Here is a 21,546-nt window from a genome sequence, read left to right as displayed (position 1 = left end):
GGCCCCGGCGCCGCGTCCGGTTCGGAGGCCTGGGCCCCTGCGCCAGTGCGCCAGTACGCCGTTGCGGCATCATAGCCCTGTTGCCAGGCCTGGCCGAGCTGCTGGCTGCGGCGGCCGGCGGCGGTGCGCCGTCCGATCAGGAAGGCCACCACCGCGATGATGATGACCAAGATGGTGTAGCCCATGCCGCTCCCCCGTTTTCTTGCGTACGCCGACGTGTGTGAACCTGGATCAATTCAACCAGCTTTTTGACTAAATGTCGGCTTTGCTACGCGTGTGGGCATAAAAAATTCCCCGTCACTCCTTGCGGAGTCACGGGGAATTTTTTAAACTTAGACCTTGCGGTCTAGAACATCATCCAGGTACTTACTTGGTGATGTTGGTGACGCGACCCGAACCAACGGTGCGGCCACCCTCGCGGATAGCGAAGCCCAGGCCTTCTTCCATGGCGATCGGCTGGATCAGCTCAACCGACATTTCGGTGTTGTCGCCCGGCATAACCATCTCGGTGCCTTCCGGCAGGGTGATGACGCCGGTGACGTCGGTGGTGCGGAAGTAGAACTGCGGACGGTAGTTCGAGTAGAACGGGTTGTGGCGGCCGCCTTCATCCTTGGACAGGATGTAGACGTTGGCCTCGAAGTTGGTGTGCGGGGTGATCGAACCCGGCTTCACAACAACCTGACCGCGTTCCACGTCTTCGCGCTTCAGACCGCGAAGCAGCAGACCACAGTTCTCGCCTGCCCAGGCCTCGTCGAGCTGCTTGTGGAACATCTCGATACCGGTAACGGTGGTCTTCTGGATCGGGCGGATGCCAACGATCTCAACTTCCGAGTTGATGGCCAGGGTGCCACGCTCGGCGCGACCGGTCACCACGGTACCGCGACCGGTGATGGTGAAGACGTCCTCGATCGGCATCAGGAACGGCTTGTCACGGTCACGCACCGGATCCGGGATGAAGGTGTCAACGGCATCCATCAGTTCTTCGATGGACTTGGTCCACTCCGGGTCGCCTTCCAGAGCCTTCAGGCCCGAAACGCGAACAACCGGGGCGTCGTCACCGTCGAAGCCCTGCGAGGACAGAAGTTCGCGAACTTCCATCTCCACCAGCTCGAGCAGTTCTTCGTCCTCGACCATGTCGGACTTGTTCAGTGCGACCAGCAGGGTCGGAACGCCAACCTGGCGAGCCAGCAGAACGTGCTCGCGGGTCTGAGCCATCGGACCGTCGGTAGCGGCAACCACCAGGATTGCGCCGTCCATCTGGGCGGCACCGGTGATCATGTTCTTCACGTAGTCAGCGTGGCCCGGGGCGTCGACGTGTGCGTAGTGACGCTTCTCGGTCTGGTACTCGACGTGCGAGATGTTGATGGTAATACCGCGCTGGCGCTCTTCCGGTGCGGAGTCAACGCTAGCGAAGTCGCGCTGCTCGTTCAGATCCGGGTACTTGTCAGCAAGCACCTTGGAAATGGCAGCCGTCAAAGTGGTCTTACCGTGGTCAACGTGACCGATGGTGCCAATGTTGACGTGCGGCTTAGTCCGCTCGAACTTTGCCTTTGCCACAGGTTCCTCCTAGAAACATTTCAGAAGACGTATTTCCGTCTGCGCGGTTCGCAAACGAAACTGGAATCAGTCTACTGGGGGCATGGATAAATATGGAAATTTCGGTCCTCTGCGGGATCCGGTTGTGATGGATCCCTCGTTGGCCGTTTGCGAGGCCGGTTTCAATGGCTTTGGAACCGGTCTCGCGATCGGCCACTCCCCCACACGGGCGGGGTCACGGCCAAGTGTTGGTGCCTGAGGCGATTACTCGCCGCGGGACTTCTGAATGATCTCGTCGGCCACGGCCTTCGGAACTTCAGCATAGGTCGAGAAGGTCATCGAGTACACCGCACGACCCTGGGTCTTCGAGCGCAGGTCACCGATGTAGCCGAACATCTCGGACAGCGGCACTGCGGCACGGATGACCTTGACGCCCGAGGCATCGGACATTTCCTGGATCGAGCCACGACGGGAGTTCAGGTCGCCGATGACGTCGCCCATGTACTCTTCCGGGGTACGGACTTCGACGGCCATCACTGGTTCGAGCAGGATCGGGTTGGCGCGGCGTGCACCTTCCTTGAAGACCTGCGAACCAGCGATCTTGAACGCCATTTCCGAGGAGTCAACGTCGTGGTAGGCACCGTCGATCAGGGTGGCCTTCACGCCGACCATCGGGTAGCCGGCCAGGATGCCGAACTGCATGGCGTCCTGGATACCTGCGTCCACCGACGGGATGTACTCGCGCGGAACGCGGCCACCGGTGATGGCGTTCTTGAATTCGTAGCTGACGCCCTCAACGACCTCAAGCGGCTCGAAGGAGACCTGCACCTTCGCGAACTGGCCGGAACCACCGGTCTGCTTCTTGTGGGTGAAGTCGACCTTCTCCACAGCCTTCTTGATGGTTTCGCGGTAGGCCACCTGCGGCTTGCCGACGTTGGCTTCCACGCGGAATTCGCGCTTCATGCGGTCCACCAGGATGTCCAGGTGCAGCTCGCCCATGCCGCCGATTTCGGTCTGGCCGGTTTCCTCGTTCAGGGAAACGGTGAAGGTCGGGTCTTCCGCCGACAGCTTCTGGATAGCGGTCGACAGCTTCTCCTGGTCACCCTTGGTCTTGGGCTCGATGGCCACGAAGATCACCGGATCCGGGAAGGTCATCGATTCCAGAACGATCGGGTTGGCCGGATCGCACAGGGTGTCACCGGTGGTGGTGTCCTTCAGGCCGATCACGGCGTAGATGTGACCCGCGTGGATCTCATCAACCGGGTTCTCCTTGTTGGCGTGCATCTGGAACAGCTTGCCGATGCGCTCGCGCTTCTGCTTGGTGGAGTTCAGCAGCTGGGCGCCGGAGGCGACCTTGCCCGAGTACACGCGGATGAAGTTCAGCTGACCGAAGAACGGGTGGGCAGCGATCTTGAACGCCAGCGCGGAGAACGGTGCGTCCTCGCTCGGCTCGCGGGTCAGTTCGATGCTCTCGTCCTTGGGGTCGTGGCCAACCATGGCCTCGACGTCCAGCGGGGAGGGCAGGTAGTCGATGACCGCGTCGATCATCGGCTGCACGCCACGGTTCTTGAAGGCCGAGCCACAGAAGACCGGGTAGGCTTCGCCCTTGACGGTCAGGGCGCGGATACCGGCCTTGATCTCTTCATTGCTCAGCTCTTCGCCTTCGAGGTACTTCTCCATGAGTTCCTCGGAGGCCTCGGCGACGTCCTCAACCAGCTTGTTGCGGTATTCCTCGGCACGCTCCTGCAGATCGGCAGGGATTTCCTGGATCTCGTAGTTGGCGCCCATGGTGACGTCACCCTTGGAGTCGCCTTCCCAGACGAATGCCTTCATGGTCAGCAGGTCAACGACGCCGACGAAGTCGGACTCGGAGCCGATCGGCAGCTGCATGACCAGCGGCTTGGCACCCAGGCGGTTGACGATGGTGTCCACGGTGAAGTAGAAGTCAGCGCCCAGCTTGTCCATCTTGTTGACGAAGCAGATACGCGGGACGTTGTACTTGTCGGCCTGGCGCCACACAGTCTCGGACTGCGGCTCCACGCCTTCCTTGCCGTCGAAGACGGCAACTGCGCCGTCGAGCACGCGCAGCGAACGTTCCACCTCAACGGTGAAGTCAACGTGGCCGGGGGTGTCGATGATGTTGATCTGGTTGTTGTTCCAGAAGCAAGTCACGGCCGCGGAGGTAATGGTGATACCGCGTTCCTTTTCCTGCTCCATCCAGTCGGTGGTGGCACCACCGTCGTGGGTCTCACCGAGCTTGTGGTTCACACCCGTGTAGAACAGGATGCGCTCAGTGGTGGTGGTCTTACCGGCATCGATGTGTGCCATGATACCGATATTGCGGACCTTGTTCAGGTCAGTAAGCACGTCCTGTGCCACGTTGTCTCCCTAAGAGCTGAGGCTTGGCATGGCCGGCGGCGGGTTCCCGCCGCCGGCGACGCCAGGCGATTCTTACCAGCGGTAGTGTGCGAAGGCCTTGTTGGACTCGGCCATCTTGTGAGTGTCTTCGCGACGCTTCACAGCGGCACCCAGACCGTTCGAGGCATCCAGAATCTCGTTCTGCAGGCGCTCGATCATGGTCTTCTCGCGACGAGCCTTGGAGTAGCCAACCAGCCAGCGCAAGGCCAGCGCGGTGGCGCGGCCCGGCTTGACCTCGACCGGCACCTGGTAGGTTGCGCCACCCACACGGCGGGAGCGAACCTCAAGGGCCGGACGGATGTTGTCCATGGCCTTCTTCAAGGTCGAAACGGCATCGGCGCCCGACTTGGCGGCGGCACCTTCCAGTGCACCGTAGACGATGCGCTCGGCGGTGGACTTCTTGCCACCGACCAGCACCTTGTTGATCAGCTGGGTGACCAACGGCGAGTCGTATACCGGATCAGAAACCAGTGGGCGCTTCGGCGCCGGACCCTTACGCGGCATTACTTACCATCCTTCTTTGCGCCGTAGCGGGAACGAGCCTGCTTACGATCCTTAACGCCCTGGGTATCCAGTGCACCACGAACAATCTTGTAGCGAACGCCCGGCAGGTCCTTCACACGACCACCGCGCACCAGCACGATGGAGTGTTCCTGCAGGTTGTGTCCGACACCCGGGATGTAGGCGGTCACTTCGACGCCGCCGGACAGGCGCACACGGGCAACCTTACGCAGAGCGGAGTTCGGCTTCTTAGGGGTGGTGGTGTACACACGGGTGCACACGCCACGACGCATGGGGTTGCCGCGCAGGGCAGGGGCCTTGCCCTTGTTTACCTGCGGCTGGCGGCCCTTACGGACCAGCTGCTGAATAGTAGGCACTTTCGTGTCCTTCCAATTTTCTAAAATTCTTCGGCGCCGCCGATCCATCGGATGACGGGTACTGCTGCGCTATCTGCTCGTTCCATCGCGCACTCAGCGAAAAGTCTCTAGGCGTGCGAAAGTGTGGCATTCGTTGCGCAACCTACCCGCAACCCGGACCGCGTCCATTTTGCCACACATAAAACAATTGTTACGAGTCTAGCATTAATCCTGCCAGCCCCGAAAATCCAGGATTCAAAGCCCACATGACCAGTTGATTGCCAGTTCGCAAACCCTTGTCCTGCAGGCGTTGAGCCCCGGAGTGTCTCACCTACTATTTTCGCATGTGCCCCACCGCCCAGCAATGGGATGTGCCTCACTATCATTCGGGCTATCCGCGTGCCGGCAGTGGCGCCGGGCCGGTTCATCCTCGGCCATACCCTGCGGCGAGCGGACTACCATCGGCTGACCTACTGACAGAGGCCGAACACGCCAACAAGAACGATGAGCGGCATACCGACCGGGGGACCCGGCTCAATACCGTTGCCGCGGGAGGACACCCAATGTTCGGCTGGGCAAGCTTCCGAAGAAGAGAGGCGTGCTTGCGGAGGCGTGCGAGCACAGTGCCGCCTACCATGCCGCATCGCCGGCCAGCATCCGTGGCGTTCGGGGTTGAATCGTCCAGCGGCCGGCAGTGTGCGGTCGTCCCCAAACCTCGGAAGGCAGCGCCACGCAAATCTGTACTCTGCTCCCCTGGCTCCCCAAGGCCGCCTGTCGCGCACCCAAGAGTCGTAATAACACCGGATGTAAATACTACTAGTCGTGCTTTTCTGTGCCGCTAATAATCGACAATGGAAATCCCTCTACTGCCCGGGATCATGGCGTAGGCCGCTCGCTCACCGTTGGCTTCGCGCAACCCAGCCTTTCGCCTGCCTGCGCCGCACCTGTGGCTACGCTGACGTTACCTGGCAAAAGCTAGCAGCACGGATGTCGCTCCTCGACCCGCTCACGGAGTTCGTGCCGGTACACGCTAGCGTTGTTGTCATTTTCCGAAGTCGGCTGCACACAAGCCATCGAGATTCCAGGCCTGCGCAGCCGACCATGGACATGAAAATTTCCGAAGGTGACCGCACAGGGCTGGACTTTGCGCAATAGTCCTATGTATTAACCTGCGCAGAAAATAAACGACCGACCCTACTTGATGGTTCATTGCTCGCCTGAGAGCGCGGTACACGGTCGATCTAGCCACCGAGAATAGTTCTCCAAGTTCTGTCGTTGTCTGGTTCCCAGCGCGATGCAGCTCTACTAGATGTGCTTCTAGCTTGCTGGAAAGTCTGGGCGGCTTGCCGCGTAGTCTGCCTTTTGTCCTTGCAACAGCCATGCCCTCACGCGTGCGTGCCCGGATCAGATCTGCCTCAAACTCGGCGACCATAGCCAGGACGTTGAACAGGGGCTTACCTGCAGGGTCGATGGGTCGTGGACTGATCCGCCGATGCTGAGCTTCACCTCGCGGCCGGTGAGTTCATCAACGATGTCTTTCGCGTCGCGCAAGAATCGCGCCATCCGGTCAAGCTTCACCACCGACGTATCCCCAGCACGGCAAGCGGCCATCGCCTCGCTGAGACCGGACCGCGCCCTATTCGTGCCAGTGCGGCCTTGATCAGTGAAGTTCTTCTCAGGAGTCACGCCCGAGGCCATAAGCGCGTACTTTAGGGCGGTGAGGTCTCGGTCGTTAGTGGATACGCGCGCGTACCCGATAAGGAGTCCGGTCATGATAGGGAGCGTCCCGTTTAGGGTGCCTTTACCGGGCATTTTCTCGGTCGGGTCATACGGGAGTCGGGCGTGCCCGGAAACCTGCCAGTTTTGCCAGGACCCGAAGTTGTCCGCACTTGTACCAGTGAACGACCGGCTTGCGGGACGGCATGGGAGCATTATGGAATGCTGACCTTTGACCTTCGTCCGCTACCAGCCGGACAAGTGGAATTGCATGATGCACGACGGAAACGTCGCTGGACCGTCGATCTAGAACCTTTCGAGATCGGGGCCACTTCCGTCACCACGGCACAGTACGCGCAACTGATGGGTACCAGCGAAACAGGCTCCCAGGAACCCGTGGTGGATATCAACTGGTTAGAAGCCATCATGTTTTGCAATGCAGCGTCAATGAATGAAGGACTTGCCCCTGCATACATCATCGATGCCGGTGAGGTGACTTGGCAGACCAACGCCTCTGGGTACCGCTTGCCCACGGAAGCCGAATGGGAATACGCCTGCCGCGCCGGCACAACGGGGCCACATTACGGCCCCCTCGATGCCATTGGGTGGACAGCAAATGACAAGGTAGAGAAACCGCAAGAAGTTGGTCAAAAACTACCCAATGCCTTCGGACTCCACGACACCCTTGGAAACGTATGGGAATGGTGTTGGGATCTACTCGATCCGGCCCGCTACGGAGAATACCGGGTCTTCCGCGGGGGAGGTTTCGCTGATAAGTCGTGGAGCGTGCGGGCTTCGACGCGTCGGGGTGGTGCGCCTGGGATGAGCCACCCGGACCTTGGTCTGCGCATGGCACGGGGTGTCTTCGATGACGCACAGGCAGCGCAAGGCTGGTCAGCCGATGCTGATTCTGAACGGGGAAAGATCACTGGCATGCTGCCATCGGGATGGACGCCCCGGCGATACTGAGACTGACCAAAGCAGGCCAGCCCATGTACACGGCGGCGGGTATCCCACAGAAGGTTCCCCTTGCGGACGGATCAGCCTAGTGCCGAGGACTGCGGACAAAAGTTCTGAGGAATTCGGAAACTGACAGTTGTCGTACTACGGTCCCCTCCCCTGCCCGCCTCACTCCGGCAACGCGCTCGCTCTACGCACGGGTCACCGATCCGAGGGTTGCCGGGTCCTGTTCACGGCTGAGCCACAGAGTTTGGTGTTCACCGCTGGGCAAAGTCCTTAACGGGCGAAGCCCGTCCCCACCGCAAAAGAGCGGTGGGCACGGGCTTCGCCATCTGGAGCCGACGGGGCTGCTTCCGGTTTAGCGGAAGTCCTGCCCGGTGTCGTAGTCATCCATCGAGATGGCCTGGAACTCGGGCGAGAGCCCGCCGTCCAGTCCGTCGTCGTACAGGCCCGAGGAGAAGGCCGAGGTGCCGGTGAACAACGTGGCCTTGGCCTCGTCGGTCGGCTCCACGGTGACCTGGGTGTAGCGGTCCAGGCCGGTACCGGCCGGGATCAGCTTACCGATGATCACGTTCTCCTTCAGACCCAGCAGCGGATCTTCCTTGCCCTCCATGGCGGCCTGGGTCAGTACGCGGGTGGTCTCCTGGAAGGAGGCCGCGGACAGCCACGAGTCGGTCGCCAGCGAGGCCTTGGTGATGCCCATCATCTCGTCACGGCCGGCTGCCGGACGCTTGCCCTCGGCCACGGCCTTGCGGTTCGCGGCGGTGAAGCGGGCACGGTCGGCCAGCACACCCGGCAGCAGGTCGGTCTCACCGGACTCAATGACGGTGATGCGACGCAGCATCTGGCGCACGATGACTTCCACGTGCTTGTCGTGGATGCCCACACCCTGGGACTGGTACACGTCCTGGACCTCGCGGACCAGGAACTTCTGGGCCTCACGCGGGCCGAGGACGCGAAGAACCTGCTTCGGGTCCAGGGTACCGCTGGTCAGCTGGGTACCGGCCTGCACGTGCTGACCTTCCTCAACCTCCAGGCGCGCACGGCGCAGGATCGGGTAGGCCTGCTTCTCATCCCCGTTGTCCGGGGTGATGATCACGCGCAGCTGCTTCTCGTCGTCCTCGATCGACACGCGACCGGTGACTTCGGCCATCGGAGCCACACCCTTGGGGGTACGGGCTTCGAAGAGCTCCTGGATACGGGGCAGACCCTGGGTGATGTCATCAGCCGAGGCCACACCACCGGTGTGGAAGGTACGCATGGTCAGCTGGGTACCGGGTTCACCGATGGACTGTGCGGCGATGATGCCCACGGCCTCGCCGATGTCCACGGTCTTGCCGGTGGCCAGCGAACGGCCGTAGCAGTGTGCACAGGTTCCCACGGCCGAGTCACAGGTCAGCACGGAGCGTACGCGGATCTCATCCACGCCCGCGTCGTACAGCTTCTGGATCAGCACGTCGCCCACGTCCGAGCCGGCTTCGGCCAGCACGTTGCCCTCGGCGTCCTTGACGTCGGTGGCCAGCGTGCGGGTGTACGCCGAGTTCTCCACGGTGTCGTGCAGCTTGCGGAAGCCGGCGATGTCCTCGGCGATCGGCACGGTCAGGCCGCGGCGGGTGCCGCAGTCCTCCTCGCGCACGATGACGTCCTGGGACACGTCCACCAGACGACGGGTGAGGTAACCGGAGTTCGCGGTCTTCAGCGCGGTATCCGCCAGGCCCTTACGGGCACCGTGGGTCGCGATGAAGTACTCCAGCACCGACAGGCCCTCACGGTAGGAGGACTTGATCGGGCGAGGAATAATTTCACCCTTCGGGTTGGACACCAGGCCGCGGATACCGGCAATCTGGCGCAGTTGCAGCCAGTTACCACGGGCCTTGGAGGTCACCATGCGGTTAATGGTGTTCAGTTCCTCCATGCCCTCCTTCATCGCGTCGGCGACCTCGTCGGTGGCCTTGGTCCAGATGTCAATCAGGTCCTGGCGACGTTCGGTGTCGGCGATCAGGCCCTTGTCGTAGGAGGCCTGCACCTTGCGGGCACGCTCCTCGTACGGGGCCAGGATGGCGGTCTTGTCCATGTTCGAGGTGATGTCCGAGATCGCCACGGTCACGCCCGAACGGGTTGCCCAGTGGAAACCGGCGTCCTTCAGGTTGTCCAGCGTCTCGGCGGCAATCACCTTCGGGTAGCGCTCGGCCAGGTCGTTGACGATCTCCGAAAGCGCGTCCTTGCCCGCCACCTTGGCAACCCACGGGTAGTCGGCCGGCAGGGTGTCGTTGAACAGCACCTGGCCCAGCGAGGAGTCGATCAGCGCCGGGGTGCCCTCTTCCCAGCCTTCCGGAGCAGGCTGCTCGGCGGACGGGACGAAGTTCTCCACGCGGATCTTGATCGGGGCGTTCAGGTGCAGGTCCCCACGGTCCATGGCCATGATGGCCTCGGCGACCGAGGTGAACACGCGCCCGGCACCCTTCTCCTGCTCACGCTTGGTGGTCAGGTGGTGCAGGCCGATGATCATATCCTGCGACGGCAGGGCGACCGGACGGCCGTCCGACGGCTTGAGGATGTTGTGCGAGGAGAGCATCAGGATGCGCGCCTCGGCCTGGGCCTCGGGGCTCAGCGGCAGGTGCACTGCCATCTGGTCGCCGTCGAAGTCCGCGTTGAACGCGGCACACACCAGCGGGTGCAGCTGCAGGGCCTTGCCTTCGACCAGCTGGGGTTCGAAGGCCTGGATGCCCAGGCGGTGCAGGGTGGGTGCACGGTTGAGCAGCACCGGGTGTTCGGTGATGATCTCTTCGAGCACGTCCCACACCTGCGGGCGGTAGCGCTCCACCATCCGCTTGGCGCTCTTGATGTTCTGCGCGTGGTTCAGGTCAACCAGGCGCTTCATCACGAACGGCTTGAACAGCTCCAGGGCCATCTGCTTGGGCAGACCGCACTGGTGCAGCTTCAGCTGCGGGCCGACCACGATGACCGAACGGCCCGAGTAGTCAACACGCTTACCCAGCAGGTTCTGGCGGAAGCGGCCCTGCTTGCCCTTGAGCATGTCGGACAGGGACTTCAGCGGGCGGTTGCCCGGACCGGTGACCGGGCGGCCACGGCGTCCGTTGTCGAACAGCGAGTCGACCGCTTCCTGCAGCATGCGCTTTTCGTTGTTCACGATGATCTCGGGGGCACCGAGATCCAGCAGGCGCTTGAGGCGGTTGTTGCGGTTGATCACACGACGGTACAGGTCGTTCAGGTCCGAGGTGGCGAAGCGGCCACCGTCGAGCTGAACCATCGGGCGCAGTTCCGGCGGGATCACCGGAACGGCGTCCAGGACCATGCCCTCGGGCGAGTTGTCCGTGGTGAGGAACGCGTTGATGACGTTCAGGCGCTTCAGGGCACGGGTCTTCTTCTGGCCCTTGCCGTTGTCGATGATCTGCTTGAGGTTCTCGGCCTCGCCCTTCAGGTCGAAGGTGGCCAGGCGCTTCTGGATTGCCTCGGCACCCATCGAGCCCTCGAAGTACAGGCCGTACTTCTCGCGCATGATGCGGTACAGGCCCTCGTCACCTTCCAGGTCGGCGACCTTCAGGCCCTTGAAGCGCTCCCAGACGGCGCGCAGGCGCTCGGCCTCGGCCTTGGAACGCTTCTCGATCTGCTGAACGGTCTTCTCCGCGTTGGTGCGGGCCTTGTTCAGCTCGGCACCCTTGGCCCCGCCGGCCTCCAGGCGCTCCAGCTCGGCTTCCAGGTCCGCCAGCACGGCACGCTTGTCCGCTTCGGCGTTGTTGGCCAGCTGGCGCAGCTCCAGGTCGTGCTGGGCCTGCAGGTTCGGCATCTCGGCGTGGCGACGGTCTTCGTTCACGCTGGTGATCATGTAGGCGGCGAAGTAGATGACCTTCTCCAGGTCCTTCGGCGCCAGATCCAGCAGGTAGCCCAAGCGCGAGGGAACGCCCTTGAAGTACCAGATGTGGGTGACCGGAGCGGCCAGCTCGATGTGGCCCATGCGCTCACGGCGCACGTTGGCGCGGGTCACCTCGACGCCGCAGCGCTCACAGATGATGCCCTTGAAGCGCACGCGCTTGTACTTGCCGCAGTAGCATTCCCAGTCGCGCGAGGGACCGAAGATCTTCTCGCAGAACAGGCCGTCCTTCTCGGGCTTCAGGGTGCGGTAGTTAATGGTTTCCGGCTTCTTGACCTCGCCGTAGCTCCAGGCGCGGATCTGTTCCGCGGTGGCAAGGCCGATGCGCATGAGGCCGAATGAGGAATCGCTGGACATATGGTCCTTATCTCTCTTCTCTGGTGTCTGAAGTCAGTACGTGATGGGTAAGTCGGTCTCACCGACCCGGCGCCGGGCACGCGGTGCGTGCCGCGGCGGCAGGCTGGTGGTTCCTAGACTTCCTCGACGGAGCTGGGCTCGGACCGCGAAAGGTCGATGCCCAGTTCTTCAGCGGCACGGAACGATTCCTCGTCCGATTCGCGCATCTCGATGGTGTTGCCGTCGGTACCCAGTACCTCGACGTTCAGGCACAGCGATTGCATTTCCTTGATGAGCACCTTGAACGATTCCGGAACGCCAGGCTCCGGGATGTTCTCGCCCTTGACGATCGCCTCGTAGACCTTCACGCGACCGTGAATGTCATCGGACTTGATGGTCAACAGTTCCTGCAGGGTGTAAGCCGCACCGTAGGCCTCCAGGGCCCACACTTCCATTTCACCGAAGCGCTGGCCACCGAACTGGGCCTTACCGCCCAGCGGCTGCTGGGTGATCATGGAGTACGGGCCGGTGGAACGGGCGTGAATCTTGTCGTCCACCAGGTGGTGCAGCTTCAGGATGTACATGTAGCCCACGGAGATCGGATCCGGGAACGGTTCGCCGGAGCGGCCGTCGAACAGGCGGGCCTTGCCGGTGTTCTTCACGAGCTGCTGGCCGTCGCTGGTCGGGTTCACCGAATCCAGGATGCCGCGGATCTCCTCCTCGGAGGCACCGTCGAACACCGGGGTGGCCACGGTGGTCGAACCGGTCTGGCGCGGCAGGTTCGGCAGGTCCTTGACCCACTCCGGCTCGTTCTCGATGGTCCAGCCCTGCTTGGCGGCCCAGCCCAGGTGGATTTCCATGACCTGGCCGACGTTCATGCGCCCGGGCACACCCAGCGGGTTCAGCACGACGTCCACCGGGGTGCCGTCCTCCAGGAACGGCATGTCCTCGATCGGCAGGATCTTGGAGATGACGCCCTTGTTGCCGTGACGCCCGGCGAGCTTGTCACCGTTGGTGATCTTGCGCTTCTGGGCCACGTAGACGCGCACCAGCTGGTTCACGCCCGGGGAAAGGTCGTCGTCGTTGTCGCGATCGAAGATGCGCACGCCGATCACGGTGCCGGACTCGCCGTGCGGCACCTTCAGCGAGGTGTCACGCACTTCGCGGGACTTCTCACCGAAGATCGCGCGCAGCAGGCGCTCCTCGGGGGTCAGCTCGGTTTCACCCTTCGGGGTCACGCGACCCACCAGGATGTCCCCGGCCTCGACCTCGGCGCCGATGTAGACGATGCCGCGGTCATCGAGCTGGGAGAGGATGTCCTCGGACACGTTCGGGATGTCGCGGGTGATTTCCTCGGCGCCCAGCTTGGTGTCGCGGGCGTCAACCTCGTGCTCCTCGATGTGGATCGAGGTCAGCACATCGTCGGAGACCATGCGCTGGGACAGGATGATGGCGTCCTCGAAGTTGTGGCCTTCCCAGGACATGAACGCGACCAGCAGGTTCTTGCCCAGGGCCAGCTCACCGGCATCGGTCGAGGGACCGTCGGCGATGATCGACTGGTACTCCACGCGCTCGCCTTCGGAGACGCGCACGCGCTGGTTGTAGGCGTTGCCCTGGTTGGAGCGGGCGAACTTCATGATCGGGTACATCGACTCGGTGCCGTCGTCGTTCATCACCACGACCAGGTCGGCCGAGACCTCGGTGACCACACCGGGCTTCTGCGCGACCACGGAGTCACCGGCGTCCACCGCGGCGTACTTCTCCATGCCGGTACCCACCAGCGGGGACTCGGAGGCCAGCAGCGGCACGGCCTGGCGCTGCATGTTGGCGCCCATCAGCGCGCGGTTGGCATCGTCGTGCTCCAGGAACGGGATCAGGGCGGTGGCCACCGACACCATCTGGCGCGGGGAAACGTCCATGAAGGTCACTTCGCCCGGCTCAACGAGCACCGGCTCGCCGCCGCCGCCCTTTTCACGCACCAGCACGGTGTCCTCGGCAAAGTGACCGTCCTCTGTCAGCGGTGCGTTGGCCTGGGCGATGAAGTGCTGCAGCTCGTCATCGGCGGTGAGGTACTCGACCTGGTTGGTCACCACGCCGTCCACGACCTTGCGGTACGGGGTCTCGATGAAACCGAAGGCGTTGATGCGCCCGTAGGTTGCCAGCGAGCCGATCAGGCCGATGTTCGGGCCTTCCGGGGTTTCAATCGGGCACATGCGTCCGTAGTGCGAGGGGTGCACGTCTCGCACTTCCATGCCTGCGCGGTCACGCGACAGACCGCCCGGGCCCAGTGCCGAGAGGCGGCGCTTGTGGGTCAGGCCGGCCAGCGGGTTGTTCTGGTCCATGAACTGGGAGAGCTGCGAGGTTCCGAAGAACTCCTTGATCGCGGCCACCACCGGGCGGATGTTGATCAGGGTCTGCGGGGTGATCGCCTCCACGTCCTGGGTGGTCATGCGCTCACGCACCACGCGCTCCATGCGCGACAGGCCGGTGCGGACCTGGTTCTCGATCAGTTCGCCGACCGCGCGGATACGGCGGTTGCCGAAGTGGTCGATGTCATCCACGGCGACCGGGACCTGAACGATCTCGCCCTCGCGGGTGCCTTCGATGGTGCGCTCACCGGCGTGCAGGGCAACCAGGAAGCGGATCATGGCGACGATGTCGTCGATGCTCAGCACCAGGGCGCTTTCGGCGTTGACCGGGGTCTCCACGCCGAGCTTGCGGTTCAGCTTGTACCGGCCGACCTTGGCCAGGTCGTAGCGCTTGGGCTCGAAGTACATGTTGCGCAGCAGGGCCTGGGCGGCTTCCACCGTCGGCGGCTCGCCCGGACGCAGCTTGCGGTAGATGTCCAGCAGGGCCTCGTTCTGGTCCTTGATGCTGTCCTTCTCCAGGGTGGCGCGCACCGAGTCGTACTGGCCGAATTCGGCCAGGATCTTCTCTTCGCTCCAGCCCAGGGCCTTGAGCAGCACGGTGACCGACTGCTTGCGCTTGCGGTCCAGGCGCACGCCGATCTGGTCGCGCTTGTCGATTTCCAGCTCGAACCAGGCACCGCGCGACGGGATGATGCGTGCGGAGTAGATGGTCTTGTCACTGGTCTTGTCCGGGGCGGACTCGAAGTAGGCGCCCGGGGAACGCACCAGCTGGGAGACGACCACGCGCTCGGTACCGTTGATGATGAAGGTACCCTTGTCGGTCATCAGCGGGAAGTCGCCCATGAAGACGGTCTGCTGCTTGATTTCGCCGGTTTCATTGTTCATGAACTCGGCCTTGACGTACAGCGGGGCGGCGTAGGTGGCGTCACGGTCCTTGCACTCGGCGATCGAGTACTTCGGGTCGGCGAATTCCGGCTCCGAGAAGCTCAGGGACATGGTCTCCTGGAAGTCTTCAATCGGGGAGATCTCCTCAAAGATCTCGGCCAGTCCGCTGACGTCCGGCACACTGTTGTCACCGACGGACACGGCGGCGGCCAGGCGCTCCTGCCACCGCTCATTACCGATGAGCCGGTCAAAGCTCTCGGTCTGCAGTGCCAGCAGGTTCGGCACTTCAAGGGGTTCGTGAATCTTTGCAAAAGAAAGTCGGCCAGCGTACGCAGCGTCGCGAGCCGAACTAGCGGTTTGGTTGTTAGAGGTGCTCGAGGCGACCAAGATGGATCCTTCCACAGACCGTCAGGTTTCCGAAGCGTCCCGTTGTGCTAAGGTTCCTGCCAGTGGCTGGTACCCTCGTTACATACGAACCCACCGCTATATGAAGGTCGCATGCGCATACAGTCGGGGCGCAAATTTCCACTGTACCCCATGCGCGCAAGCTTGTCGATAGCAATTTTCCATTTTCGTGTTATAGTTCTGCGCGCGCTTCGCCCCCGGTGAGCCCCCGGCCCGGATGAAGCGTTTCGGTTCCTAGTCAGCGCCCACACCGCCGGCGTTCTCGCGTCCCACACCCCGCAACACCATCCGTTTTCCTGTGGTGAAGTGCACATGGATTAGTCTTGTAGTGACAGAACATCACCCCAGTTTTCTGGTTGCTTTTCGAATGGAAGTGGTTGCCGTGTCCTCACCCCAAGATGCCGTGATCGTCGGCGGAGCCCGCACCCCCTTTACCCGTTTCAAGGGGGCCCTGGCCTCCCAGACCGCGGTCGACTTGGGGGCGGCGGCCATCGCCGGCGCCCTGGACAACGCCGGGGTCTCCCCCGAGCAGGTCCAGTCGGTCATCATGGGTCAGGTCGTCCAGGCCGGTTGTGGCCAGAACCCCGCCCGCCAGTCCGCCATCCGGGCGGGCATCGGCTGGGACACCCCGACGGTGACCATCAACAAGGTATGCCTTTCCGGGCTGGCCGCGGTCACCGACGCGGCGCGCATAATCCGCCTGGGCGAGGCCCAGGTGGTCATCGCCGGCGGGCAGGAGTCAATGTCCAACACCCCGCACCTGCTGCCCAAGTCCCGTTTCGGGTGGACCTACGGGGACATCACCGCGGTGGACTCGGTCGCCCATGACGGCTTGACCGACGCCTTTGACGGCAAGTCCATGGGACTGAGCACCGAGGAGAAGAACACCGAGCTGGGGATCGAACGCGGACCGCAGGACGAGGTGGCGGCCTCCAGCCACCAGCGGGCGGCCGCTGCACAGGGCAACGGGGTCTTTGACGAGGAGATCGTGGCGATCTCCGTGCCCCAGCGCAAGGGCGAGCCGGTGATCGTGGACAGCGACGAGGGCGTGCGCCCCGAGACCACCGCCGAGACCCTCTCCGGGCTGCGTCCGGCCTTTGACCGCGATGGGACAATCACCGCCGGCAACTCCTCCCCGCTCTCCGACGGGGCCGCGGCCCTGGTGGTCACCTCGCGCGACTACGCCGAGCAGCACGGGCTGAAAATCCTGGCGGTCATAGGCGCCCCCGGCCAGGTGGCCGGACCGGACAACTCGTTGCATTCCCAGCCCTCGCACGCCATCCAGGACGCCCTGGCCAAGGAGTCCCTGCAGGTCAAGGACCTGGACTTCATTGAAATCAATGAGGCGTTCGGCGCCGTGGCCTGCCAGTCCCTGGCCGACCTGGACTACCCGCTGGAGAAGACGAACATCCACGGCGGAGCCATCGCCCTGGGCCATCCCATTGGCGCCTCCGGGGCCCGCCTGGCGTTGACCGCGGCACTGGAGCTGTCGCGCCGGGACTCGGGGACCGCCGCGGTGAGCCTGTGCGGCGGCGGTGGGCAGGGCGAGGCCCTGCTGCTGCACCACGCCTAACCTGCCCTCCCCCGGGCAGCCTTCCCCGTCACGGAAAGCGAGTGCGCTGTTGACCGAATCCCCTGAAGCCCCGAATGAGGCGCTCACCCGCATCAGCCTGGATGCGAGCCGGCGGAACATCCCCATTGAGATTGTTCCGCGGGCCGCGGCCTCCTCGCTGCGTGAGGCGGCCGCGAATCTGGGCATCGCCGAGCACCGGCTGCTCAAGACCCTGGTGCTCAAGCGCAGCAACGGTACGTACCTCTTCGCGCTGATCCCCGGCGGCAGGAGCCTGAGCTGGCCCAAACTGCGCTCGGTGTTGGGGGTCAACAAGCTCTCCCTGCCCCACGGGGACACGGCGTTCGAGGTGACCGGCTATCGTCCCGGGACGATCACGCCCCTTGGCGCGTTGACCCCGTTGCCGCTGTTCATTGACGCCACGGTATTCCAGGGCGAGCAGCAGGCCATGGTGGCCCTGGGCAGCGGGGATCGGCTGCACGCCGTGCTGGTGGCGGCCCAGGATCTGGTCAGTGGATTTGACGCGACAGTGGCAGATATTTCCGTTCCGGAATGACCGGGCTCGGCTTGCGCGCGGCGAGGCTGCGCACCCACTGCACCGCCTGGGTGGCCCGCAGGGTGAATTCGTTGCGCAGCCACAGGCCTGCCGGCTTCTCCACGTACCGGGCCACAACATAGGCCAGCGCCAGCATCAGCGCGACGGTTCCGACCAGCAGCACGTATTTGTTGAGGACCGCGCTCAGGTGCGCGATGATCCACCAGCCCCACAGCTCGTGGAACAGGTACAGCGGGTAGGTGAGCATTCCGGCGGTCACCATCCAGCGGGCGTGGATCCTCTGCAGCGGGGTCAGCGTGCAGGCCAGCAATAGGGCAATGCACAGCAGCACCAGCAGTGAGAAGTGCCAGGCGGGGATCTGCACCCCCGATAGATAGGCCGAATCCTGTGCTCCCTTCAGGCCCGTGAAGTAGCAGGCGAGCAGGGTGTTGAAGCCGACCAGCAGCCAGCGCGCCGGGGTTTGCCGGTCCCGGTACATCAGGTAGACCACCATGCCCAGGCTGAACAGCGGGGCATACTGCCCCATTACCCATTCCTGGGCCTTGTCCGCCTCGGCCAGGTGCAGCGCCACGCCCAGCAGCGGCCAGGCGAAGCTCAACGCCAGGATGGCCCGGTTCTTGGCCAGTCCGAAGGCCAGCAGCACGGCCAGGATCGCGTAGAAGCGCAGTTCAACCCAGAGCGTCCAGTACACCCCGTCCAGATCCCTGACGCCCATTCCGCTTTGTGCCATGGTCAGGTTGGGAACAATATCGCCTTCGGTGCGTCCGTCCTTCAGCTCGGGCCAGAGCCGGAAGGTGAGCAGGGCGGCGGCGATGACGGCCAGCCAGTACGCCGGGTAGAGTCGGCCCAGGCGGGAGGCCAGGAATTGGATCAATCCCTTGCCCTGGATGGACATCAGGATCACGAAGCCGGAGATCAGGAAGAACAGTTGGACGCCGATACTGCCGTAGATGGTGAATTTGCCCAGCACCGGCCAGGCGTCGACGGCTTCGGCGCCCCAATAGCCGTGTCCCCACGCGGTGTAGTGGTAAAGCACGACCACCAGCGCGGCAGCGATACGAAGGGCGTCCAGCAGACCGAGCCGCGGGGCCGGTCGTATTGCGTTGGGCTGTTCATTCTTCGGCACATTAAACACCGTAAGCGACGAATATGAATAGCTCCTGTTAATAGAATCGTTATAGTCCGATAACGATTTTTTCCCCTTTAACGGCCCGGGGCCCCGTGGACGATTGCTCGTCCGCGGGGCCCCGGGGAGTAAGGCTGCGAGTGACCGCTGAAGCTTACTTGAGGGTGACGGTAGCGCCAGCGCCTTCCAGTGCTTCCTTGGCCTTCTCGGCGGCGTCCTTGTCGGCGCCTTCCAGGATCGGCTTCGGAGCGCCGTCAACGAGCTCCTTGGCTTCCTTCAGACCCAGCGAGGTCAGAGCGCGAACTTCCTTGATGACTGCGATCTTCTTGTCGCCAGCCGACTCCAGGATCACGTCGAACTCGGTCTTCTCTTCAGCAGCAGCTTCGCCAGCGCCGCCGGCCGGACCGGCAACGGCAACAGCAGCGGCGGTGACCTCGAAGGTCTCCTCGAACTGCTTCACGAACTCGGACAGTTCGATGATGGTCATTTCCTTGAATGCGTCGAGCAGCTCGTCGGTGGTGAGCTTCGCCATGGTGGCGTCCTTTCGGTTATGGATCCCAGATCTGGGAACCGTAATGATTTGGGGTTACGTTGCGAGAGAATCGCGTCAGCTTAGGCTTCCGCCGGAGCTTCCTCGGCAGCTTCGCCACCGTTCTCTTCGAGCTTGATACGCAGTGCGTCCACGATGCGTGCAGCGGCCGAGGCCGGGGCCTGCAGAACGCCTGCAACGCGGGCGAGCTGGTGTTCGCGGGACTCCAGTGCAGCCAAAGCGGCAATGCCAGCTTCATCCAGGGCGGAGCCCTCGAAGAAACCGGACTTGATGATCAGCTGCTGGTTGCTCTTGGCGAACTCCGTGAGGCTCTTGGCGGCGGCAACTGCATCGCCCTTAATGAAGGCGATAGCGGTTGGACCGGTCAGCTGGCCTTCGAACGCGTCGATGCCAGCTTCCTTTGCTGCGATTTCAGTCAAGGTGTTCTTCACAACCGCGTACTTAGTCTCCTGACCAAGCGAACGGCGCAGTTCCTTGAGCTGTGCAACGGTAAGCCCACGGTATTCGGTCAGGACAGCCGCGCTGGATTCCTTGAACTCGGCAGCGATCGACTGGATCGCGGCGTTCTTGGTCTGCGTTGCCATAACACTCCTTCCGGGGTTCAGTTCGGTACCGTTTCATAACCGGCGGAGCGCATAAAAAACGCCCCGCGCAGGAGCACAGGGCAGCTCAACTCACATAAGCAGTTGAGACAATCTATGTAACCTGCGTTGGCAGTCCTTGCGGACACTTCGGAGCGGTTCTCCAGTGGAAAATGCTCAACCGACGGTCTTCGGTTCTTCCATCCTAGTTTGAGCGCGCCCCATACTCCAAATCCCGGAGGTCGTCTTGGCCTATGATCTGAACCACGGCCGGGCCCAGCCCTACTCCCCCGCCGGCGGCCCACGTGTGGCAGTTTGCAAGACTTCACGGTCTCACCTGGACGATCCTCGGTCGGCGTTGCGGCCGGCCTGCGCTTCGCCGCACCCGGCTCAACTGGCGGTTAAAAGGACAAGGCCCATTGCCAGCACTTGGGGGACGCTGACAACAGGCTCTTGTCGACACGAAGCTTGGGGAAACTTCGGTGTCCAGTGATTGCATAGTCTTGGGGGTCCCATGCAATCACCGCCGATTCACATCGGTGTCTTCACAGTATCACCACCAACCCGTCTACATGCAACTCGGGGTTCAGGTCATCTCACGAGCCAATCATGCTGTCCCAGCAAGCACTTTTCCTCCCTTTGAACCAACAGTTTGCATTAATTTGGCGAACCTGGAAATAGCAAACCGACGTTCATTTCAGGGCATAAAGCCCGAGATTCTGCGGCAAAACGCCCCGGCGAGAGCGTGGAGCGCAATCCAACTCACAGGAGACTTCCAAGAACTCCCAGAAAACCTCAAGGTCGGTATGTCCGCTGGAGCCAGCCCACGGGCTCCGAAGGGCAGCTGGTCAAGTCCGGAATTTCGCCCAGAGCCAACTCCCCTGCGTGATAATTCTTCCAAAAGCTCATGTCGCAGCCGGATGGCAAGGAACTGGAGCGCGTGCCCAGGCTCCCGGCCCTGTGTTCCTGCCGCTGCCGGATTGGCTCAGGGACGGCAAAAGCCTCGGCCCCGAACCGCCACCATCAGGTGGCAGGCCGGGGCCGAGGCTTCAGTGGAACTGGGTGACTAGGCGCTCACGCGGGTCACGTTCGGGTCCAGGGCGATGCCCGGGCCGAAGGTGGTGGCGATGGTGGCCTTGGAGATGTAGCGGCCCTTGGAAGCCGAAGGCTTCAGGCGCAGGATCTCTTCCAGAGCGGCTGCGTAGTTCTCGGTCAGCTGCTTGGCATCGAAGGATGCCTTGCCGATGATGAAGTGCAGGTTCGAGTGCTTGTCGACGCGGAAGTCGATCTTGCCGCCCTTGATGTCGGTGACAGCCTTGGCCACGTCCATGGTCACGGTGCCGGTCTTCGGGTTCGGCATCAGGTTACGCGGGCCCAGGATCTTACCCAGGCGGCCAACCTTGCCCATCAGATCCGGGGTTGCCACGGCGGCGTCGAAGTCGGTCCAGCCGCCCTGGATCTTTTCGATCAGGTCGTCGGAGCCGACGAAGTCGGCGCCGGCGGCGCGGGCAGCTTCTGCCTTGTCGCCGTTGGCGAAGACAACCACGCGGGCGGTCTTACCGGTGCCGTGCGGCAGGTTCACGGTGCCGCGAACCATCTGGTCGGCCTTGCGAGGGTCAACGCCCAGGCGGAAGGCGACCTCAACGGTCGAGTTGGTCTTCTCGCCGGCGATCTCCTTGGCCAGGGCGATAGCCTCGGCTGGCTCGTAGAACTTGTCAGCCTGAATCTTGGCCGCGGCGGCCAAGTATGCTTTGCTGCGCTTTGCCATCTGCGTTTTCTCCTTATGCAG

The 21,546-nt window shown here is 62.9% G+C and carries 14 protein-coding genes and 1 pseudogene; 3 read left to right on the top strand and 12 right to left on the bottom strand.

What is annotated here, in order from left to right:
• The 6 genes and pseudogenes from RCJ92_RS03030 to RCJ92_RS03005 all read right to left on the bottom strand — a co-directional run.
• On the bottom strand, positions 1-185 hold a 185-nt coding region (locus RCJ92_RS03030; protein WP_446753737.1), incomplete at its 3' end, for a hypothetical protein.
• Positions 186-366: 181 nt separating this feature from the next.
• Entirely contained in the window at positions 367-1,557 is a 1,191-nt protein-coding gene (gene tuf / locus RCJ92_RS03025) for an elongation factor Tu (RefSeq protein WP_138177181.1), read from the bottom strand.
• A 243-nt stretch (positions 1,558-1,800) separates the two neighbouring features.
• Complete coding sequence (gene fusA, locus RCJ92_RS03020) at positions 1,801-3,915, bottom strand: elongation factor G (protein WP_138177178.1); 2,115 nt, start codon at positions 3,913-3,915, stop codon at positions 1,801-1,803.
• 72 nt (positions 3,916-3,987) lie between these two features.
• Complete coding sequence (gene rpsG, locus RCJ92_RS03015) at positions 3,988-4,458, bottom strand: 30S ribosomal protein S7 (RefSeq protein ID WP_054820669.1); 471 nt, start codon at positions 4,456-4,458, stop codon at positions 3,988-3,990.
• Positions 4,458-4,832, bottom strand: a complete 375-nt coding sequence (gene rpsL / locus RCJ92_RS03010) for a 30S ribosomal protein S12 (RefSeq protein ID WP_054820670.1) — start codon at positions 4,830-4,832, stop codon at positions 4,458-4,460. The genes rpsG and rpsL overlap by 1 nt, the downstream gene beginning before the upstream one ends.
• Positions 4,833-6,021: 1,189 nt before the next feature.
• Positions 6,022-6,584, bottom strand: a pseudogene (locus RCJ92_RS03005) (recombinase family protein); the annotation flags it as partial.
• A gap of 165 nt (positions 6,585-6,749) precedes the next feature.
• On the opposite strand from RCJ92_RS03005, the gene RCJ92_RS03000 reads away from it, so the two are divergent.
• Entirely contained in the window at positions 6,750-7,496 is a 747-nt protein-coding gene (locus RCJ92_RS03000) for a formylglycine-generating enzyme family protein (protein ID WP_446753736.1), read from the top strand.
• 349 nt (positions 7,497-7,845) lie between these two features.
• On the opposite strand, the gene RCJ92_RS02995 is transcribed toward RCJ92_RS03000, so the two are convergent.
• Both RCJ92_RS02995 and rpoB read right to left on the bottom strand, forming a co-directional pair.
• The gene (locus RCJ92_RS02995) at positions 7,846-11,736 is read right to left on the bottom strand and encodes a DNA-directed RNA polymerase subunit beta' (protein WP_138177170.1); all 3,891 of its coding nucleotides are present in this window, start codon (positions 11,734-11,736) and stop codon (positions 7,846-7,848) included.
• Between the two features lie 113 nt (positions 11,737-11,849).
• On the bottom strand, positions 11,850-15,356 hold the full coding sequence (gene rpoB / locus RCJ92_RS02990; RefSeq protein WP_138177167.1) for a DNA-directed RNA polymerase subunit beta: 3,507 nt from the start codon (positions 15,354-15,356) through the stop codon (positions 11,850-11,852).
• Positions 15,357-15,756: 400 nt separating this feature from the next.
• On the opposite strand from rpoB, the gene RCJ92_RS02985 reads away from it, so the two are divergent.
• Positions 15,757-16,947 (top strand): acetyl-CoA C-acetyltransferase, encoded by a 1,191-nt coding sequence (locus RCJ92_RS02985; RefSeq protein ID WP_446753735.1) that lies wholly within the window; start codon positions 15,757-15,759, stop codon positions 16,945-16,947.
• Positions 16,948-16,996: 49 nt separating this feature from the next.
• Positions 16,997-17,500 (top strand): aminoacyl-tRNA deacylase, encoded by a 504-nt coding sequence (locus RCJ92_RS02980; RefSeq protein ID WP_446753734.1) that lies wholly within the window; start codon positions 16,997-16,999, stop codon positions 17,498-17,500.
• Here the strand turns inward: RCJ92_RS02980 and RCJ92_RS02975 are convergent.
• The 4 genes from RCJ92_RS02975 to rplA form a co-directional block, all read right to left on the bottom strand.
• The gene (locus RCJ92_RS02975; protein ID WP_138177158.1) at positions 17,454-18,626 is read right to left on the bottom strand and encodes an acyltransferase family protein; all 1,173 of its coding nucleotides are present in this window, start codon (positions 18,624-18,626) and stop codon (positions 17,454-17,456) included. The two genes, RCJ92_RS02980 and RCJ92_RS02975, sit on opposite strands and share 47 nt — an antisense overlap.
• Before the next feature lie 154 nt (positions 18,627-18,780).
• Entirely contained in the window at positions 18,781-19,158 is a 378-nt protein-coding gene (rplL, locus tag RCJ92_RS02970; RefSeq protein ID WP_138177155.1) for a 50S ribosomal protein L7/L12, read from the bottom strand.
• An 80-nt stretch (positions 19,159-19,238) separates the two neighbouring features.
• Complete coding sequence (gene rplJ / locus RCJ92_RS02965) at positions 19,239-19,760, bottom strand: 50S ribosomal protein L10 (RefSeq protein ID WP_138177152.1); 522 nt, start codon at positions 19,758-19,760, stop codon at positions 19,239-19,241.
• Positions 19,761-20,823: 1,063 nt separating this feature from the next.
• Complete coding sequence (rplA, locus tag RCJ92_RS02960) at positions 20,824-21,525, bottom strand: 50S ribosomal protein L1 (RefSeq protein ID WP_138177150.1); 702 nt, start codon at positions 21,523-21,525, stop codon at positions 20,824-20,826.
• Positions 21,526-21,546: the final 21 nt, after the last annotated feature.

This window comes from Glutamicibacter sp. BSL13, from assembly GCF_052928425.1.
Note: the sequence above shows the minus strand (reverse complement) of the source record. Positions and strands in the feature narration are given on the sequence as shown.